General features: G+C 71.7%; 14 protein-coding genes. 9 read left to right on the forward strand and 5 right to left on the reverse strand.

The features are described 5' to 3' along the window. Positions 1 to 32: 32 nt before the first annotated feature. The 5 genes from ACXAHD_RS04645 to mqnP are packed head-to-tail and all read left to right on the forward strand — an operon-like array spanning position 33 to position 7,623. The gene (locus ACXAHD_RS04645) at positions 33 to 2,642 is read left to right on the forward strand and encodes an ATP-grasp domain-containing protein (RefSeq protein WP_281552181.1); all 2,610 of its coding nucleotides are present in this window, start codon (positions 33 to 35) and stop codon (positions 2,640 to 2,642) included. Then, a complete protein-coding gene (locus ACXAHD_RS04650) occupies positions 2,639 to 3,919 on the forward strand; it encodes an MFS transporter (RefSeq protein ID WP_281552182.1) in 1,281 nt (426 codons plus the stop codon). Before ACXAHD_RS04645 ends, ACXAHD_RS04650 begins: the two co-directional genes overlap by 4 nt. A 35-nt stretch (positions 3,920 to 3,954) precedes the next feature. Further along, positions 3,955 to 5,181 carry a hypothetical protein gene (locus tag ACXAHD_RS04655; RefSeq protein WP_281552183.1) on the forward strand — a complete coding sequence of 409 codons (1,227 nt, stop codon included), beginning with the start codon at positions 3,955 to 3,957 and terminating at the stop codon, positions 5,179 to 5,181. 55 nt (positions 5,182 to 5,236) lie between these two features. Then, the gene (locus ACXAHD_RS04660) at positions 5,237 to 6,700 is read left to right on the forward strand and encodes a menaquinone biosynthesis decarboxylase (protein WP_281552184.1); all 1,464 of its coding nucleotides are present in this window, start codon (positions 5,237 to 5,239) and stop codon (positions 6,698 to 6,700) included. After that, the gene (mqnP, locus tag ACXAHD_RS04665; protein ID WP_281552185.1) at positions 6,676 to 7,623 is read left to right on the forward strand and encodes a menaquinone biosynthesis prenyltransferase MqnP; all 948 of its coding nucleotides are present in this window, start codon (positions 6,676 to 6,678) and stop codon (positions 7,621 to 7,623) included. Before ACXAHD_RS04660 ends, mqnP begins: the two co-directional genes overlap by 25 nt. A gap of 38 nt (positions 7,624 to 7,661) precedes the next feature. Here mqnP and ACXAHD_RS04670 read toward each other — a convergent pair whose 3' ends face one another. Further along, positions 7,662 to 8,708 (reverse strand): terpene synthase family protein, encoded by a 1,047-nt coding sequence (locus ACXAHD_RS04670; protein WP_281552186.1) that lies wholly within the window; start codon positions 8,706 to 8,708, stop codon positions 7,662 to 7,664. A gap of 109 nt (positions 8,709 to 8,817) precedes the next feature. Between ACXAHD_RS04670 and ACXAHD_RS04675 the strand changes: the two genes are divergently transcribed. Continuing rightward, positions 8,818 to 9,447: a UbiX family flavin prenyltransferase gene (locus ACXAHD_RS04675; RefSeq protein WP_281552187.1), complete on the forward strand. Its 630-nt coding sequence runs from the start codon at positions 8,818 to 8,820 to the stop codon at positions 9,445 to 9,447. 25 nt (positions 9,448 to 9,472) lie between these two features. Here the strand turns inward: ACXAHD_RS04675 and ACXAHD_RS04680 are convergent, their stop codons facing one another. Then, entirely contained in the window at positions 9,473 to 9,733 is a 261-nt protein-coding gene (locus ACXAHD_RS04680; RefSeq protein ID WP_281552188.1) for a BldC family transcriptional regulator, read from the reverse strand. Positions 9,734 to 9,980: 247 nt separating this feature from the next. Here ACXAHD_RS04680 and ACXAHD_RS04685 point away from each other — a divergent pair, with 247 nt between their 5' ends. Beyond that, positions 9,981 to 10,430 (forward strand): Lrp/AsnC family transcriptional regulator, encoded by a 450-nt coding sequence (locus ACXAHD_RS04685; RefSeq protein WP_281552189.1) that lies wholly within the window; start codon positions 9,981 to 9,983, stop codon positions 10,428 to 10,430. A 30-nt stretch (positions 10,431 to 10,460) separates the two neighbouring features. Beyond that, a complete protein-coding gene (cds1, locus tag ACXAHD_RS04690) occupies positions 10,461 to 11,561 on the forward strand; it encodes an L-cysteine desulfhydrase Cds1 (RefSeq protein WP_281552190.1) in 1,101 nt (366 codons plus the stop codon). A gap of 6 nt (positions 11,562 to 11,567) precedes the next feature. Here cds1 and ACXAHD_RS04695 read toward each other — a convergent pair whose 3' ends face one another. From ACXAHD_RS04695 to ACXAHD_RS04705, 3 genes are all read right to left on the reverse strand, one after another. After that, positions 11,568 to 12,188 carry a putative glycolipid-binding domain-containing protein gene (locus ACXAHD_RS04695; protein ID WP_289211524.1) on the reverse strand — a complete coding sequence of 207 codons (621 nt, stop codon included), beginning with the start codon at positions 12,186 to 12,188 and terminating at the stop codon, positions 11,568 to 11,570. 67 nt (positions 12,189 to 12,255) lie between these two features. Beyond that, entirely contained in the window at positions 12,256 to 13,662 is a 1,407-nt protein-coding gene (locus ACXAHD_RS04700) for a DEAD/DEAH box helicase (RefSeq protein WP_281555754.1), read from the reverse strand. A gap of 359 nt (positions 13,663 to 14,021) precedes the next feature. Next, entirely contained in the window at positions 14,022 to 14,435 is a 414-nt protein-coding gene (locus ACXAHD_RS04705) for a hypothetical protein (protein WP_281552192.1), read from the reverse strand. A gap of 439 nt (positions 14,436 to 14,874) precedes the next feature. Here ACXAHD_RS04705 and ACXAHD_RS04710 point away from each other — a divergent pair, with 439 nt between their 5' ends. Next, positions 14,875 to 15,357 carry a hypothetical protein gene (locus ACXAHD_RS04710; RefSeq protein ID WP_475048796.1) on the forward strand — a complete coding sequence of 161 codons (483 nt, stop codon included), beginning with the start codon at positions 14,875 to 14,877 and terminating at the stop codon, positions 15,355 to 15,357. The last annotated feature ends 36 nt before the right edge of the window (positions 15,358 to 15,393 follow it).

Raw genomic sequence — 15,393 nt, forward strand, 5'->3', positions numbered from 1 at the left:
AGATCCGCAATCGAGCAGGAGGAACAGACACCGTGACGATTGACTCCCCGCGGCTGATCCTGGTTGGCAGCCGTCTCGCGGCGTACCGCGAGTACGCGCTCGCCTCGTTGGCCACGGCGTACGAGGTGGTGCTGATCGCCCCCGAGGCGCCCACCTGGCAGGCGAAGTACGTCAAGACGCACCGGATCGCGGACACCACGGACCGGGCCAAGCTGTTTCCGTCGGTCGCCGACCTGCGTGGCGAGGTGTCCGAGGCGGCGATCGTCACCTGGGACGAGTGGTCCCTGGTCCCGGTCGCGGAGGCGGCCAGTCGGCTGGGGATGCGACACATGTCGCCGACGGCTGCCCGCCGCTGCCGGGACAAGTACGCGGTCCGTGAGGCGATGTCCGCCGCCGGGCTGAGCGCGGTCCGGTACGGTCTCGCGCGCGACGCGGACGAGGCCCACGCGGTGGCCGAGTCGATCGGGTACCCGGTCGTGGTCAAGCCGCGGTCGTTGGGTGGCAGTTTCGGAGTGACGGTGGTGTCCGGCGCCGCCGGGCTGGCCACCGCGTACCAGCTGGCCACCACTAGCCGGCTGCCGGGTGTGCCCGGCGGTGACGGGGTGCTGGTCGAGGAGTACCTCAACGGCCCGGAGATCAGCGTGGAGAGCGTGGTCGTCGACGGCGACGCCCGGCCGGTGCTGGTGGCCCGGAAACGACTGGGTGCCCCGCCGTACTTCGAGGAGCTGGGTCATCTGGTGGACCGGTGGCGGGACGAACCGTGGGCGGCGGAGGTGGTGGAGCTGGTCCGGGCCGCACACCGGGCGGTCGGTGTCGACTGGGGGGTGACCCACACCGAGATCCGGCTGACCACACGCGGCGCCCGCCTGATCGAACTCAACGGCCGGCTCGCCGGCGACCTGATCCCCTACCTGGGGCAGCTGGCCTGTGGAGTGGATCTGGTCAGCGCTGCGGCGGAGATCGCCTTCGAGCGGATCCCGTCGCTGGTGACCACCGCCGACCGGGTGGCGGAGATCCGCTTCCTGCCGCCGGCACACGCCGGCACGGTCGAGCGGATCGAACTGCCCGACCCTCGGCGGATTCCGGACCTGGTCGCCGCGGTGGCGCTGGCCTCGCCCGGCGACCGGCTCGAACCGCCGCCGCGCACGCTGACCCCACGCACCGCCGCGTTCGTCGCCGTCGCCGACGACGAGTCGGCCTGTCGGCGGGCGTTGGACCACGCCGAGGCGGCGACCACCGTACGGCTGACCGCCGCGCTGGAGACCCGGCTCGGCGCGCACTGGGAGAACTCGGTCACCCGCCGGTTCCTCGACCACGAACGCGGCGAGGACCGGATGACCGTCGCGGGCGTACGCGGCGACGAGTGGTTCAGGTACGGCGCCGGCGGCGGCGAAGGGTTGAACCGTCCGGTGTTCCTCACCGCCGGCGAGGTACGCACGTTGGAGCGGGATCTGGCCGGTTTGTTCGAACTGGTGGCCGGACTACCCGACCGGTTGTTCGACGGCGACCTGCGGGAGTTCGCCCGGGCGGTCGGGATGTCCGAGGTGCAGACCCGACTGGTGCTGCGCGGTGCCGGGCCCCGACTGGCGCCACTGGCCCGCGCCGATCTCTACCGGCAGAGTGACGGCTTCCGACTGATGGAGCTCAACACCGGCAGCTCGCTGGGCGGCTGGCAGATGGGCATCTTCGGACGGGCGCTGGCGGCCGACGAACAGTTCGCCCGGTTCGTCGAGGCGGAAGGGTTGACGTTCCCGGACCCGCTGGCCGAGATCGTCCGGGTGCTGCGCGCGCAGGCCCCGCACCTGGACCGGATCGAACGGCCGTTGCTGGCGATCACCGACTGGCCGGAGGGCTTCGAGAAGACGAAGTGCTGGATGGACTTCGTCGTGCCGGGATTCGTCGAGCTCGGCTTCGACGCCGTGGTCTGTCATCTGGACCAGTTCCGGTACGCCGACGGCATGGTGCTGTTCGACGACCGCCGGGTGGACGTGGTGTACCGCATGTTCCTGCCGGGCGAGATGCCGGCCGAGCAGCGCACCTACGACCGGGTGGAGCCGCTGCTCGACGCCGCCGAACGGGGCACCGTCCAGCTGTTCGCCGCGCTGGACAGCGAACTGTACGGCAACAAGGGCAGCCTCGCGCTGCTCAGCGACGAGCGCAACCGCGACCGGTTCACCGCCGAGGAACTGGCCCTGGTCGACCGGCTCCTGCCGTGGACCAGGTTCGTCCGTGACGAGAAGGTCACCTGGCAGGACCAGACCGTCGATCTGGTGCCGCACATGCTGGCGAACAGGGACCACCTGGTGCTCAAGCCCACGTTGCTCTACGGGGGCGTGGGTGTCACACCGGGCTGGACGGTCTCCCAGGACGAGTGGGAGCGGCGGGTACGGGCGGCGGTCGACGAACCGTACGTGGTGCAGGACCGGGTCCTGCCGGTCACCGAGCGGTTCCGCGCCGACGACGGGGACGGGTTCCAGCTGATGGCGGTCGCCTACGGGGTGATGCTGATCGGTTCCCGGTACGCGGGCACGCTCGCCCGCGCGGTGCCCGACCCGGCGGTCGGCATCGTCAGCATGATCAACGGAGCACAGATCGGCTGCGTCTTCCACGCGGTGGACCGGTCGGCGGGCGACGCGGCGTGAACGGCCGGTCCGGCACCGGGCTGTGGCACGACCGGCAGTTCCTCAGGTTCTGGGCGGGTGAGGCCACGTCGCAGGTCGGTGCACAGGTGACCCAGCTGGCGCTGCCGCTGACCGCGGTACTCGCGCTGCAGGCCAGCGCCTCCGAGGTAGGTCTGCTCAACGCCGCGTCGTATGCGCCGTTCCTCCTCGTCACCCTGCTGGTCGGGGTCTGGGTGGACCGGGTCCGACGGAAGCCGTTGATGATCTACGCGAACGTCGGCCGGGCCGCCCTGGTGACCCTGGTGCCGGTGCTCGCGGCCCTCGGCCAGCTGCGGATCGAGTTCCTCTACGCCATCGCGGTGCTGGTGGGCACGCTCACAGTGGTCTTCGACGTGGCGTACCAGTCCTACCTGCCGACGCTGGTGCGCCGGGAGCACCTGGTGGAGGGCAACAGCAAGCTGCAGGGCACCAGCTCGTTGGCGCAGATCGGTGGCCCGGGCCTTTCCGGGCTACTGGTCCAGGTGGCCACCGCACCGGTCGCATTGCTGATCAACGGCATGTCCTACCTGGTCTCGGTGGCGACCCTGGTCGCCGTCCGGCGCCCCGAGCCGCCCCCGCGACGGCACCACGCACCGGTGCCGTTGCGGCGCAGCGTCGCCGAGGGGATCCAGCTGATCCTCCGCTCGCCGATTCTGCGGGCGTGCGCTCTGCAGTCCGGCCTGTACAACCTGTTCCTGATGTCGTTGCAGACGCTCTTCGTGCTGTACGCGGCCCGGGTGCTGGGCTTCGGCGCGGGCGGTATCGGAGCGCTGCTGAGCGTGGGAGCGGTCGGCTCGTTGCTCGGTTCGCTGGTGGCCCGACGGCTGACCGCGACGGTCGGGCTGGGGCGGAGCATCCTCACCTCGACCGTCCTGTGCTGTGTGGCGCCGATGCTCATTCCGCTCGCGCCGGGCGCGACACCGCTGGGGATCACGATGATCGTCGGTGGGTTCGCGATCGCCGGAGCCGGCGCCACCATGGCCAACATCCAGATCATCAGTCTCCGGCAGGCGATCACCGCCGAACGGTTGCTCGGCCGGATGAACGCCGGCTACCGCCTGATCTCCTGGGGCACTCTGCCGGTCGGCGGCGCGTTGGGTGGCTGGCTCGGCGATCTGATCGGACTGCGCCCCGCGTTGTATCTCACCGCGATCGGTTTCCTCTCGGCGGTGGTGGTGATCGCCACGTCACCGGTCCGACGGCTGGTCGACTTTCCGGCACGCGACCGGCCGACGTCCGAGTTCGCCACCGTCGACTGACCGTTCGCCGTCCCCACCCGACCGAGGTAGCCGTTGTGGACATCGACGAAGCACCAGCGAAGCCGGCGACCGTCCGAGGTCCGTCGCCACGCCGGCTGGCCGAGACGCGGCTGCGGACCGAACTGGCCGCCCACCGGGCGACCGCGTGGCGCCGGCTGCTGACGGACCGGACCGCGGTGCCCGCCTCGACCCGTACCCGGCTCGACATGACCTTCCGGTTGCGCGGCCCGGAACGGTTCGTCGCGGCGCTCGGTCAGGCGATGACCGTCGCGGACCTGCCGGACGGCCCGGACGGCGCGTTCACCCTCGGTCTACGGGTGGACGACCGCCGGCTGGCGGTCGTCTACGAGTTTCCCGGACCGGAGGTGGTTCCCGGCGGCGTCGGCCACGGCCGCGTCGGGGCGCACGGACCGGTCGGGGCCCGGTCACGGCCGACGGACGCACGCCGGCGGGCGTACCAGGATCTGGTGGCCCTGCTGACGCTGCGTGCGGTGGCCGACGCGTTCGACGCGACCCCGGGATATCTGGTCGACAGTGTCGCGTTCACCGGGTACGGACCACCGGTCGACGGCGTGCCGGGGGGCGATCCGCCGCTGCTGGTCGACGCGCTCGTCGGTCGGGACGCCTTCGCACGAATACCGCTCGACGATCCCGACCTCGACCCGGTGAGCTGTCTACCCGGCCCTGACCCGGTGAACCGGCCGCCCGGCCCCGTCACCGCGCCCGACGTCTGGTCGGGCCGCCGCTTCGCCCACTGCGGTGGGGCGTGCTGGCGGGATCCGGCCCTCGCGCCGGACCTGCTGGTCCTGCGCCCTGCCGAGTTCGGGCGACTGCTGCGCAGGTTGTTCGAGGTGACCGGGATGACCGACTGGATGCGGTTGTCGGCCTCCGACGACGAACTGCTCGCCGCCGCGATCGATCCCGATGCGGCCACCGGCGGGGTGTGCATCCTGCTGGCGGTACGGGGTCCGGTCCGGCCGGCGGCGATGGAGACGCTGTCCCGGACGCTCGACAAGTGGGTGCCGGCGCGTGGACTCATGATCAGCACCGGGCGGGTCGATCGGGCTGGGCTGCCAACCGACGACCGCATCCGGATCATCGACGGGGCCGCGCTGCGTGACCTCATCCGCCGCGAACTACGACTGGACCTGCTCAGCGGCGGTCACGACACCGGCCACCTGATCCTCGAGACCGACCGGACGGCACCGACGACCGGTCACGGAGCGGGTACCGGCGGACGAACCGGGAGCCGCCCACGGTGAGCCGGAAGAGACCCAGGTGCCGGTGCCGGTCGGCAGGTAGGCCAGACTTGGCGGCATGGCGGCTCCAGGTTTCCCGTACCAGGATCTGAAGGACTTCGTCGCGGCGCTGGAGACGGCCGGTGAGCTGCGGCGGGTCGACGTACCGGTGGATCCGACGCTGGAGATCAGCGAGGTGGTCACCCGGACCGTACGCGCCGGCGGGCCGGCGCTGCTGTTCGAGCGGCCCACCCGGGGCGAGATGCCGGTGGCGATCAGCCTGTTCGGCACCGAGCAGCGCACCGCGATGGCGCTCGGCGTGGACCGGCTCGACGAGATCGGCGACCGGATCGGGGCGATGATCAAGCCCGATCTGCCGGTCGGCTGGTCCGGCATCCGCGACGGGCTGGGCAAGGTCATGCAGCTCACCTCGCTGCCGCCGCGCAAGGTGAAGACCGCGCCCTGCCAGGAGGTCGTCTACACCGGTGCGGACGTCGACCTCAACCGGCTGCCCGGGCTGCAGGTCTGGCCCGGCGACGGCGGGATCTTCCACAACTACGGGCTGACCCACACCAAGCACCCGGAGACCGGCAAGCGCAACCTGGGCCTGTACCGGCTGCAGCAGCACTCGCCCACCACGCTCGGGATGCACTGGCAGATCCACAAGGACTCCACCGCCCACCACGCGGTCGCCGAGCGGCGCGGCGAGCGGCTTCCGGTCGCGGTGGCGATCGGCTGCGACCCGGTGGTCAGCTACTCGGCGTCGGCACCACTGCCCGGCGATATCGACGAATACCTGTTCGCCGGGTTCCTGCGCGGCCAGCGGGTCGAGATGGTCGACTGCAAGACCGTACCGTTGCAGGTGCCGGCGCACGCCCAGATCGTGCTGGAGGGCTACCTGGAACCGGGCGAGCGGCTGCCCGAGGGCCCGTTCGGCGACCACACCGGCTTCTACACCCCGGTCGAACCGTTCCCGGTGCTGCACATCGAGTGCATGACCATGCAGCGCGACCCGGTCTACCACTCGATCATCACCTCGAAGCCGCCCCAGGAGGACCACGGGCTCGGCAAGGCCACCGAACGGATCTTCCTGCCGCTGCTGCGGATGCTGATCCCGGACATCGTCGACTACGACCTGCCGGCGGCCGGGGTGTTCCACAACTGCGTGATCGTGTCGATCCGCAAGCGCTACCCCAAGCACGCCCAGAAGATCATGTCGGCGATCTGGGGTGCCCACCTGCTGTCGCTGTCGAAGCTGATCGTCGTGGTCGACGACGACTGCGACGTGCACGACTACCACGAGGTGGCGTTCCGCGCCTTCGGCAACGTCGACTACGCCCGCGACCTGCTGCTCACCGAAGGCCCGGTGGACCACCTCGACCACTCGTCGTACCAGCAGTTCTGGGGCGGCAAGGCCGGCGTCGACGCCACCCGCAAGCTGCCCACCGAGGGCTACACCCGGGGCTGGCCGCAGGAGATGATTATGTCTCCGGAGATCGTCTCGCTGGTGGACAAGCGATGGCGGGAGTACGGGATCTCGTGAGCGCCGCAGCCACCGCCGGACCGGCCGGCGCGCCCGCCGCCCCGGTCGGCAAGATCCGAGCCTTCCTACGGCTCGTCGCGATCGAACACTCGGTCTTCGCGCTGCCGTTCGCGTACCTGTCCGCGCTGACCGTGATGGCCCGCCTCGACGGCGGCGTCCGCTGGCTCGACCTGCTGCTGATCACCGTGGCGATGGTCGGTGCCCGGACGTTCGCCATGGCCGCGAACCGGATCATCGACCGGCACATCGACGCGCGCAATCCGCGTACCGCCGGTCGGGAACTGGTGACCGGGGCGGTCAGCGTCCGGACGGCCTGGACCGGCGCGGTGGTCGCTCTGGTGGTCTTCCTCGGCGCCGCCGCCGCGCTGAACCCGCTCTGCCTCGCGCTCGCCCCGCTGGCGGCGGTCCCGCTGGTGGTCTACCCGTACGCCAAGCGGTTCACCGACTGGCCGCACGCGGTGCTCGGACTGGCCCAGCTGATCGGCCCGGTCGGTGCCTGGCTGGCGGTCACCGGCACCTTCGACGGCGCCGGGCCGGCGATCCTGCTCGGCGCGGCGGTCGGGCTCTGGATCGGCGGCTTCGACCTGATCTACGCCTGCCAGGACGCCGAGATCGACCGTGAGATCGGGGTACGCAGCGTACCCGCCCGGTACGGTCGACGCTTCGCGCTGCATGCCTCGACGGTGGCGCACCTGGTGACGTTCGCCCTGTTCGGGTGGTTCGGCGTGCTGGTCGGCTTCGGCTGGCCGTGGTGGATCGGGCTGGTGTTGACCGCGGTGGCGTTCGGCTACCAGCATCTGGTGGTGACGCCGACCGACCTGTCCCGGGTCAACCGGGCGTTCTTCACCGCCAACGGCTTCGTCGGCATCGCGTTGTTCGCGTTCGCCCTCGTCGACCTGGTGGTACGGCTCGGCCTGCGTTGACCGTTGACCGTTGACCACCCCGGCCGGGCCGGGCCGGGTCAGCGCCGCTGCTGGTAGCGGGCGCTCTCGAACGACCAGTCGATGGTGCCGCGCACGGCGTACCCGACCCCGACCAGCAGGCCGTGGGCCGCCCGGTCGTGATCCGGCCCGAACGACGGCACCTCGGCTTGGCGTGCGCCGAACGCCGCCATCTCGGCCCGCCACCGGTGCGCGACGATGACCAGCGCGTCGCCGATCGGCACCCGCCGCGTCTCGGCGACCGCCACCACCAGGTTGTGACCGCCGGCGGTGGTCAGGTCGCGGGACAGTGAGAAGAGATCGTTGTACCAGGAGAGCAGGTCGTTGCCGGCGACTCGGACATCGCGCACCCGGGGGTGGTGGAAGACGGCGTCCGGCACCGGGTCGCCGGTCGCGTACTCGATCAAGGTGTACGCCACGTGCGCCGCCGAGGTGGCCCGGCGCAACTCGACGTACTCGTCCGGGCCGGGCCGGTAGCCGGCCGCCTTGTTCGCCGCCTCGCGTACCGCTCCGTCGAGGTGCTCCGCCACCGCCTCGACGAACCGTCGGTGCCACCACTCGGGCATCGACTGGCGTACGGCCTGCCACGGACCGGCGAGCATCCGGCGCAGCGGCCCGGCCAAGACCGGGTCACTGCCCGGTGCCGGATCACTGCACAGCACCGCCAGCACCCCGTCGGCCAGTCGGCGCAACCTCCCCTCCTGCGGATCCGCGACCCCGTCGAACTCGTCGTCGAGCAGGAAGAACCAGGCGAACATGGCGGCCAACACACGCAGCCGGCCGATCGGCGCACCCGGATAGAGCCGGGCGGCGTACCGGCCGATCCGGGCCCCGGCGAGCCGACGGTGGGTCGCGGTGCCCGGTGGCAGGCCGCACCGCTGCAGCCAACCGGGCAGCCAGGCGTCGGCCTGCGCCGCGTACGGGGACAGCACGGCGGGCAGCGGGCAGCCGGCGCGCAGCGCAACGAGCAGTTCGCCGAGCAGTTCGGCGGCCGGCCCGTCGAGGCCGGTACGGCTGTACGGGACGTCGGGGCGGGGCGGCGGCGGGGTGGATTTGCGGGAGTCCATGGGCTGCCTGCGAAGTTGCTGCCAATGTGTCCGTGAGGCGGGTCGTCTTACCCTATGGGGTGACCGGGCACCGTGACAGCCCGCGACCAGCCACGCGAGCAGGGATCTTATGAGAAGACCATGGGTGATCGGCGTCTCCGGGGCGTCTGGTACGCCGTATCCGGCTGCGGTGCTCCGCGCGCTGCTCGACGCCGGCCATCCGGTCGACCTGGTGGTGTCCCGCGCGGCCCGACTCACCCTGCTCGACGAGACCGGCGCGCCACTGCGGGACAGTCACTGGCGGGCCGACCTGGCCCGCTGGCTCGGCCGTGGGCTGGACGACGCGGACGTACGGTTCTGGCCGGCGGGTGATCTCGCCGCCGGGCCAAGCAGTGGCTCGTACCAGGTACGCGGGATGGTGGTCGTACCGGCCAGCACGGCCGCCTGTGCCGGCATCGCCATCGGGCTGTCGAAGGACCTGCTGCAGCGGGCCGCCGAGGTGAACCTCAAGGAACGCCGGCCGGTCGTGCTGGTCCCCCGGGAGACCCCGGTGACCCGCAGTCACCTGGAGCATCTGCTCGCCCTGCACGACGCGGGGGCGGTGGTGCTGCCGGCCAGTCCCGGCTTCTACGGTGCGGGTGCCGGGGCCACCGCCGCCCAGTTGGTCGACTTCGTTGCCGGGAAGGTGCTGGACGCGCTCGGCGTACCGCACGATCTGTTCCGGCGGTGGTCCGGCGAGTTGGGCGCGGACCGGGCGTGACCACCTGCTCGGTACGGCCCGGCGGTCAGTACGGCCCGGCTCCTCCTGACCCGTTCTCGGTGTGCCGGGGCCGGGTGGTCTCCGCGCTTTCTGCCTGCATCTCCTCCAGCACGCCTTCGCCTTCGAGTAGCGCACGCACCTCGGACTCCCGGAACCGACGATGGCCTCCGGGAGTTCGGATACTGCCGATCCGGCCGGCCGCTGCCCATCGTGTGACGGTCTTCGGGTCGACGCGGAACAGCGCGGCCACCTCGCCCGGCGTCAGCAGACGATCTCCAGTGTCCACGGTCCCCTCCTCGCGTCCGCGACGGCTCTGGCGTGGCCAGTCAGCCCCCCGATGGACCGTGTGCCAGATGCCGTAGTGCCAGACGTACGGCCATTAGAGCACCGGCCGACCCCCGTGTCCGGGAAATGCGGAAAGCTACCCGACTGGGCAGTTATCCGGTAGGATTTGCGCCCTATGTTGTAATTTACCCCAGCTCGTCGACCAGCGGGCCACCCGGGCGGGCGGCAGGCACTAGGGTCTACATTCCGTGGACGCCATCGATTCCCGGCTCGTCGACCTGCTGCGCGGCAACGCCCGGCTCTCCTACGCCGAACTCGCCCGCCAAGTCGGACTCTCCGCACCCGCCGTACACGAACGGATCGGCAAACTCGAAACCACCGGGGTGCTGCGCGGCTACCGGGCCGACGTACAGCCGGAGTCGGTCGGCCTCGGCGTCACCGCCCTGATCGGACTGGTCGAAGACTCAGGTGCCGACACCGAGGCGGTGCTGGACGCGCTGCGCGACATGCCGGAGATCGAGTCCTGCTACTTCATGGCCGGCACCGAGTCGTTCCTCTGCCTCGCCCGGGTCGGCACCATCGCCGAGCTGGAACAGCTCATCATGCGGCTGAACCGGACACCGGGGATCGCCAACACCCGGACCAGCGTCACGCTGTCCACCAAATGGGAGAACCGGCCCCGCCCCCTGACCGGGTGATTCGGCGACTGCACTTGTTACCGTCTGCGAGTGAATCAACTGGACCGGTACGACGACGCCGGCCGGGCCTGGGTGACCGACGCGATCGCCAAGGTCGAGGCGGACGCCAACCGGTCCGCCGACACCCACCTGCTGCCGTTCCCACTCCCCCCGTCCTGGGGCATCGACCTCTACCTCAAGGACGAGTCGGTGCACCCGACCGGCTCGCTCAAGCACCGGCTGGCCCGCTCGTTGTTCCTCTACGCCCTGTGCAACGGATGGATCGGGCCGCAGACCACGATCGTCGAAGCGTCGTCCGGCTCCACCGCCATCTCCGAGGCGTACTTCGCCCGGATGCTCGGCCTGCCGTTCGTCGCGGTGATGCCCGCCGGCACGTCGGCGGAGAAGATCGCCCAGATCGAGTTCCACGGTGCCCGCCCCCACCTGGTCCGCGACCCGGCCGCGGTGGTGATCGAGGCACGGTGGCTCGCCGAGGACCTCGGCGGGCACTTCATGGACCAGTTCACCTACGCCGAACGGGCCACCGACTGGCGGGGCAACAACAACATCGCCGAGTCGATCTTCGCCCAGTTGGCGCTGGAACGGCACCCGGTCCCGCACTGGATCGTGGTCGGTGCCGGCACCGGCGGCACCAGCGCCACCATCGGCCGGTACGTCCGCTACCAGCGGCACCGCACCAAGATCTGCGTCGTCGACCCGGAGAACTCCGCCTTCTACCCGGCATGGTGCAGCGGCGACTGGTCGACCTCGACCGGCCGGGGGTCGATGATCGAGGGGATCGGTCGGCCGACCGTCGAAGCGTCCTTCCAGCCGTCCGTGGTGGACCGCATGATCCAGGTCCCGGACGCCGCCTCACTGGCCGCCATGCGCATCGCCAGCGAACTGCTGGGTCGGCGGGTCGGCGGGTCGACCGGCACCAACCTGTGGGGTGCGTTCGGGCTGATCGCGCAGATGCGGGCCGCCGGCGAGCAGGGCTCGGTGGTGACGTTGCTGTGTGACAGCGGCGAACGGTACGCCGCCAGCTACTACTCGTCCGACTGGCTGACCCGGCACGGGATCGATCTGGCCCCGTACCGGGCCGTGGCCGATCAGTTCATGCGTACCGGCGAGTGGCCGACCGACGCGCCATGATCGGGATCAGGCGCGCTGCGCCAGCCCCGGGTAGTGCAGCACGAAACCGTGCGGATCCACCGTCATCTCGGCCGTGAAGCTGTCGCTGCGGTAACGGACCCGGTCAGCGCCGAGCACCGTGTAGGTCTGCTCCATCGGTATCACCTCCAGGCTCGGCACCCGGACCCAGGCCGCGACCAGCCGGTGCTCCTGCCCGACCGGCTGCTCCGACAACCGCAGCCGGCGGATCGGCAGGGTGTTGAACAGCGGCACCCCGCCCAGATCGACGTCGAACGCCGCGTCGAGCCGGCCCGGTTCCTCGGTGCCGGGCAGGCCGACCGGGCTGCGCCCGGCCGCCCGCAGAGCACCGTCCAGGTCGCCCTGTTCGGCGGTGCTCACCCGCCACCGGCCGAGCGCCCGTTCCATCCGTACGGTCCGCAGCCAGCCGGCACCCTCGACGGTGACGGTGAGCCGGACGGCGGCCCACTGCTCGTCGGTGGCGAGTTCGTAGTGGCAGCTGTACGGCAGTGGCGCCGCCGCCACCGCCACACCGCGAGCGGTCAGCCCGCGCTGGTCGTCGAAGAGGACATGATCGGCACCGCCGGTGTCCGTCCGCGTCCAGACGATCGATTTCGGCAACGTCGGCATGTTCCCGACCGTACCGGCCCGACGAGCCGCTGCGGAGCGGGTCGCCGGTGCCGGTCACGCACGCGCGTCAGTAGCTGCGGCTCGGCCGCCGGTCAGTGAAGCGCCGGTCACCACCGCCGCGCCGCCGGTCACCACCGGCCCGGTCGGCACCACCGCGGCCGGCCCGGTCGGCACCACCACGGGTGCCCCGCTCGCCGTCGCCCCGGAAGCGGTCCGCTCCGTCGGCCCGGGAGCGGTCGCCCCGCCCTCGGAAGCGATCGGGGCGGTCCGGCCTGAACCGGTCCCCTCGCGGGCGGGACTGCCGGGGCGGCTCCGGCTCGTTCACGATCGGCACGCCGCTCGGCTCCGTCGCTCCGGTCAGCTCGGACAGTGCGGCGTCGCCGCGGCGTACCCGGGTCTGGGCCGGCTCCACCCCGGCCTTCTCCAGCATGGCCAGGGTGCTGCGCCGCTGCTTCGGCAGCACCAGGGTGGCGACCGCGCCGGACTCGCCGGCCCGCGCGGTCCGCCCCGCCCGGTGCAGGTAGTCCTTGGGGTCCTTCGGCGGGTCGACGTGCACCACCAGCGAGACCCCGTCGACGTGAATGCCCCGGGCAGCCACGTCCGTGGCGACCAGGACGTTCGTCCGCCCTTCCTTGAACTCGGCGAGGGTACGGGTGCGTACCCGCTGGGTCTTGCCGCCGTGCAGGGCACCGGCCCGCACGCCGACCGACGCCAGCTGGTCCACCAGCCGGTCCACCCCCAGCTGGGTCCGGGCGAACATCATGGTCCGCCCGGAACGGGCGGCGATCGAGGCGGCCACGGCGAACTTGTCACTCGGCGGGATCAGCAGCAGGTGGTGGTCCATCGTGGTCACGGCGGCAGTGGCCGGCGCGGTGGAATGGGTGACCGGATCGGTCATGAACCGCTGGACCAGCGTGTCGACGTCATTGTCCAAGGTGGCCGAAAAGAGCAGCCGCTGGGCGTCCGCCGGAGTCTTGGCCAGCAGCTCGGTGACCTCTGGCAGGAATCCCATGTCGGCCATCTGGTCGGCCTCGTCCAGGACGGTGATCTCGATGTCGTCCAGCTGGCAGACGCCGCGCTGGATCAGGTCACCAAGCCGCCCCGGAGTGGCCACGATGATTTCCACACCGCGACGCAACGAATCGATCTGCCGGTCGTACGGGACGCCGCCGACCGCGGTCTTGAGGAAGACCCCGACCGCCCGGCCCAGCGGGAACAACGCGTCGTTGACCTGCATCGCCAGCTCACGGGTGGGGACCAGGATCAGGGCCCGGGGCCGCAGTGGGCGGGCCCGGCGGCCGTCGGCGATCCGGGCCAGCAACGGTAGGCCGAACGCGAGGGTCTTACCGGAGCCGGTCTGGCCCCGGCCGAGCACGTCCCGGCCGGCCAACGCGTCGGGCACGGTGGCGCGCTGGATCTCGAACGGAGTGGTGATGCCCTCCCGGGCGAGTGTCCGGACGAGTTGCCGGGGCAACCCGAGCGCCGCGAAGTCAGGCTCGTCGGCAACCGGCTCGGCGGCCCTGGCCGCGACGACCGGCTCAGCGGTCTGCCTGGTCGCCTGCTCCGCAGGCAGGTCAGCGGCTTCGGGCACGGTGTCGAGAACGGAGGGGAACGTGCTGGGATCAGCGAAGGTGGTCAAGAAAACCTCTCAGAGCGGGGCGGATCTTCGCGAATGGCCCGTTCCGGTGTGCACCGTTGAATCGCCCGCAAGATCGCCCATGAGCACGCGGTAGCGCGCCGGGTTGATGATCGAGTGACAAGTGTACGGGTTTGCCGCGCTGCTGCCACCTGACCCGTCCGACCGTGGGCCCGCTCACCTCCGCCGATCCGGCGTCAACCGCCCAGCAGCCCGTCGAAGATGTCGGCGAAGGTGTTACCTACGGCGAACACCGCGACGATGCCGATCACCACCATCACGGCCAGGCCAACCACCATGACCAGCACCACCTTGGTCGTACTGCGGTCCTCCCGCTCAGGCAGGTCAGCCCAGCCCTGGGCCAGGATGTGGCCGGTCAGCGAGCCGGAGTTTTCCACGGCGGGGTTGAACACCACGCCGCCGGGTGCGCCGGACATGCCGCCGGGTGCCCCCATCGGCAGACCCATGGTCGGATCGGCCGCTGGCCGGCTGGTCGGGCCGGGTCCGGGCGTGTCGCTGTCGGGCCGGCGGGCCCCGTACACCCGCCCGGCCGCCGGGGTGGGGGTGCTGCGTGCCCACTGCCCGTCGGCCGGCGAAGGCTCCGGCAGCACGACAGGCTCCGGCGGCTGATGCCAGGGCGTCGGTGGTGACTCGCGCCACGGCGTCGGTGGAACTGCCGGTGGGATCGTGTAGCCCCCGGCCGCCTGGGTCATCTGGTACGCAGTCCCGGCTGGCGGTGGGAACGGCGGCGGCGGAGTCGGGCCCGGTGGGTTCGGACCCGGGCCCGGCGGGTACGGGCCTGGCACCGGAGCGGGTGAGGTCGGCCGTGGCGGCAACGGCGGAGCCGGGGCCGGGGCGGGTTCCGGCTCGGGTGAGTTCGGCCCGGACGGCGGTTCCGCAGGCGCGGGCGGCTGTACCGGGTCGGGGGGTAGGGCCGGATCGCTGGGCGAGGGCTCCTCGGTACGACGCGCACCGTAGACACGGGTCCCGCCGGTCGGCACCCGGAGCGCCCCGACGTCGCTGGCGGAGACCCGTTGCGCTCCGGCCACCGTGGCGCGGGCACGGGCCGACGCGGCCTCCCCGCTGGCCGCCGGAGGCGACGACACCACGGCGGGTGGCTCGGTCCCGGCGGCTGCGGACGCCGACGCGGCATGGTCGGCGGGTGGCTCGGTCGCGGCGGGTGCGGACGCCGACGCGACATGGTCGGCCGGTAGTTGGTCGGCCGGTGGCCGATTAGTCGCGCCCGGCGGCTGCCAGGGCGAGGCAAACGCCGACCATGCGGACGCCGGCGACGCGGGAGCCGGCGAAGTCGGAGCCGACGGTCCGGCCGCCGGCGAAGTCGGAGCCGACGGCTCGGCCGGCGACGACGTACCAGGCACGACCGGGACGTCGGCACTGGAGCCGGTGCCGACCGGCGACGCCCACAGCGCCCCGTCCGGCGGCGGTGGCGGTGGACTGAACGGAGCCGGCAACTCCTCTGCCGGTGGCGGCGCCGATCCTGACCGGTCGACCTGGTCGGGCACCCGCCGCTGACCACCGTCGACCTGGTCCACCGACGACCAGGGCCGA

The sequence above is a fragment of the Micromonospora sp. ABR4_055 genome, from assembly GCF_056160425.1.

Bases quoted from the DNA above. Each gene is read 5' to 3' on its own strand.
- ACXAHD_RS04660 (WP_281552184.1), top strand. From the start codon at position 5,237: ATGGCGGCTCCAGGTTTCCCGTACCAGGATCTGAAGGACTTCGTCGCG.
- mqnP (WP_281552185.1), top strand. From the start codon at position 6,676: ATGGCGGGAGTACGGGATCTCGTGAGCGCCGCAGCCACCGCCGGACCG.
- ACXAHD_RS04670 (WP_281552186.1), bottom strand. From the start codon at position 8,708: ATGGACTCCCGCAAATCCACCCCGCCGCCGCCCCGCCCCGACGTCCCG.
- ACXAHD_RS04675 (WP_281552187.1), top strand. From the start codon at position 8,818: ATGAGAAGACCATGGGTGATCGGCGTCTCCGGGGCGTCTGGTACGCCG.
- ACXAHD_RS04695 (WP_289211524.1), bottom strand. From the start codon at position 12,188: ATGCCGACGTTGCCGAAATCGATCGTCTGGACGCGGACGGACACCGGC.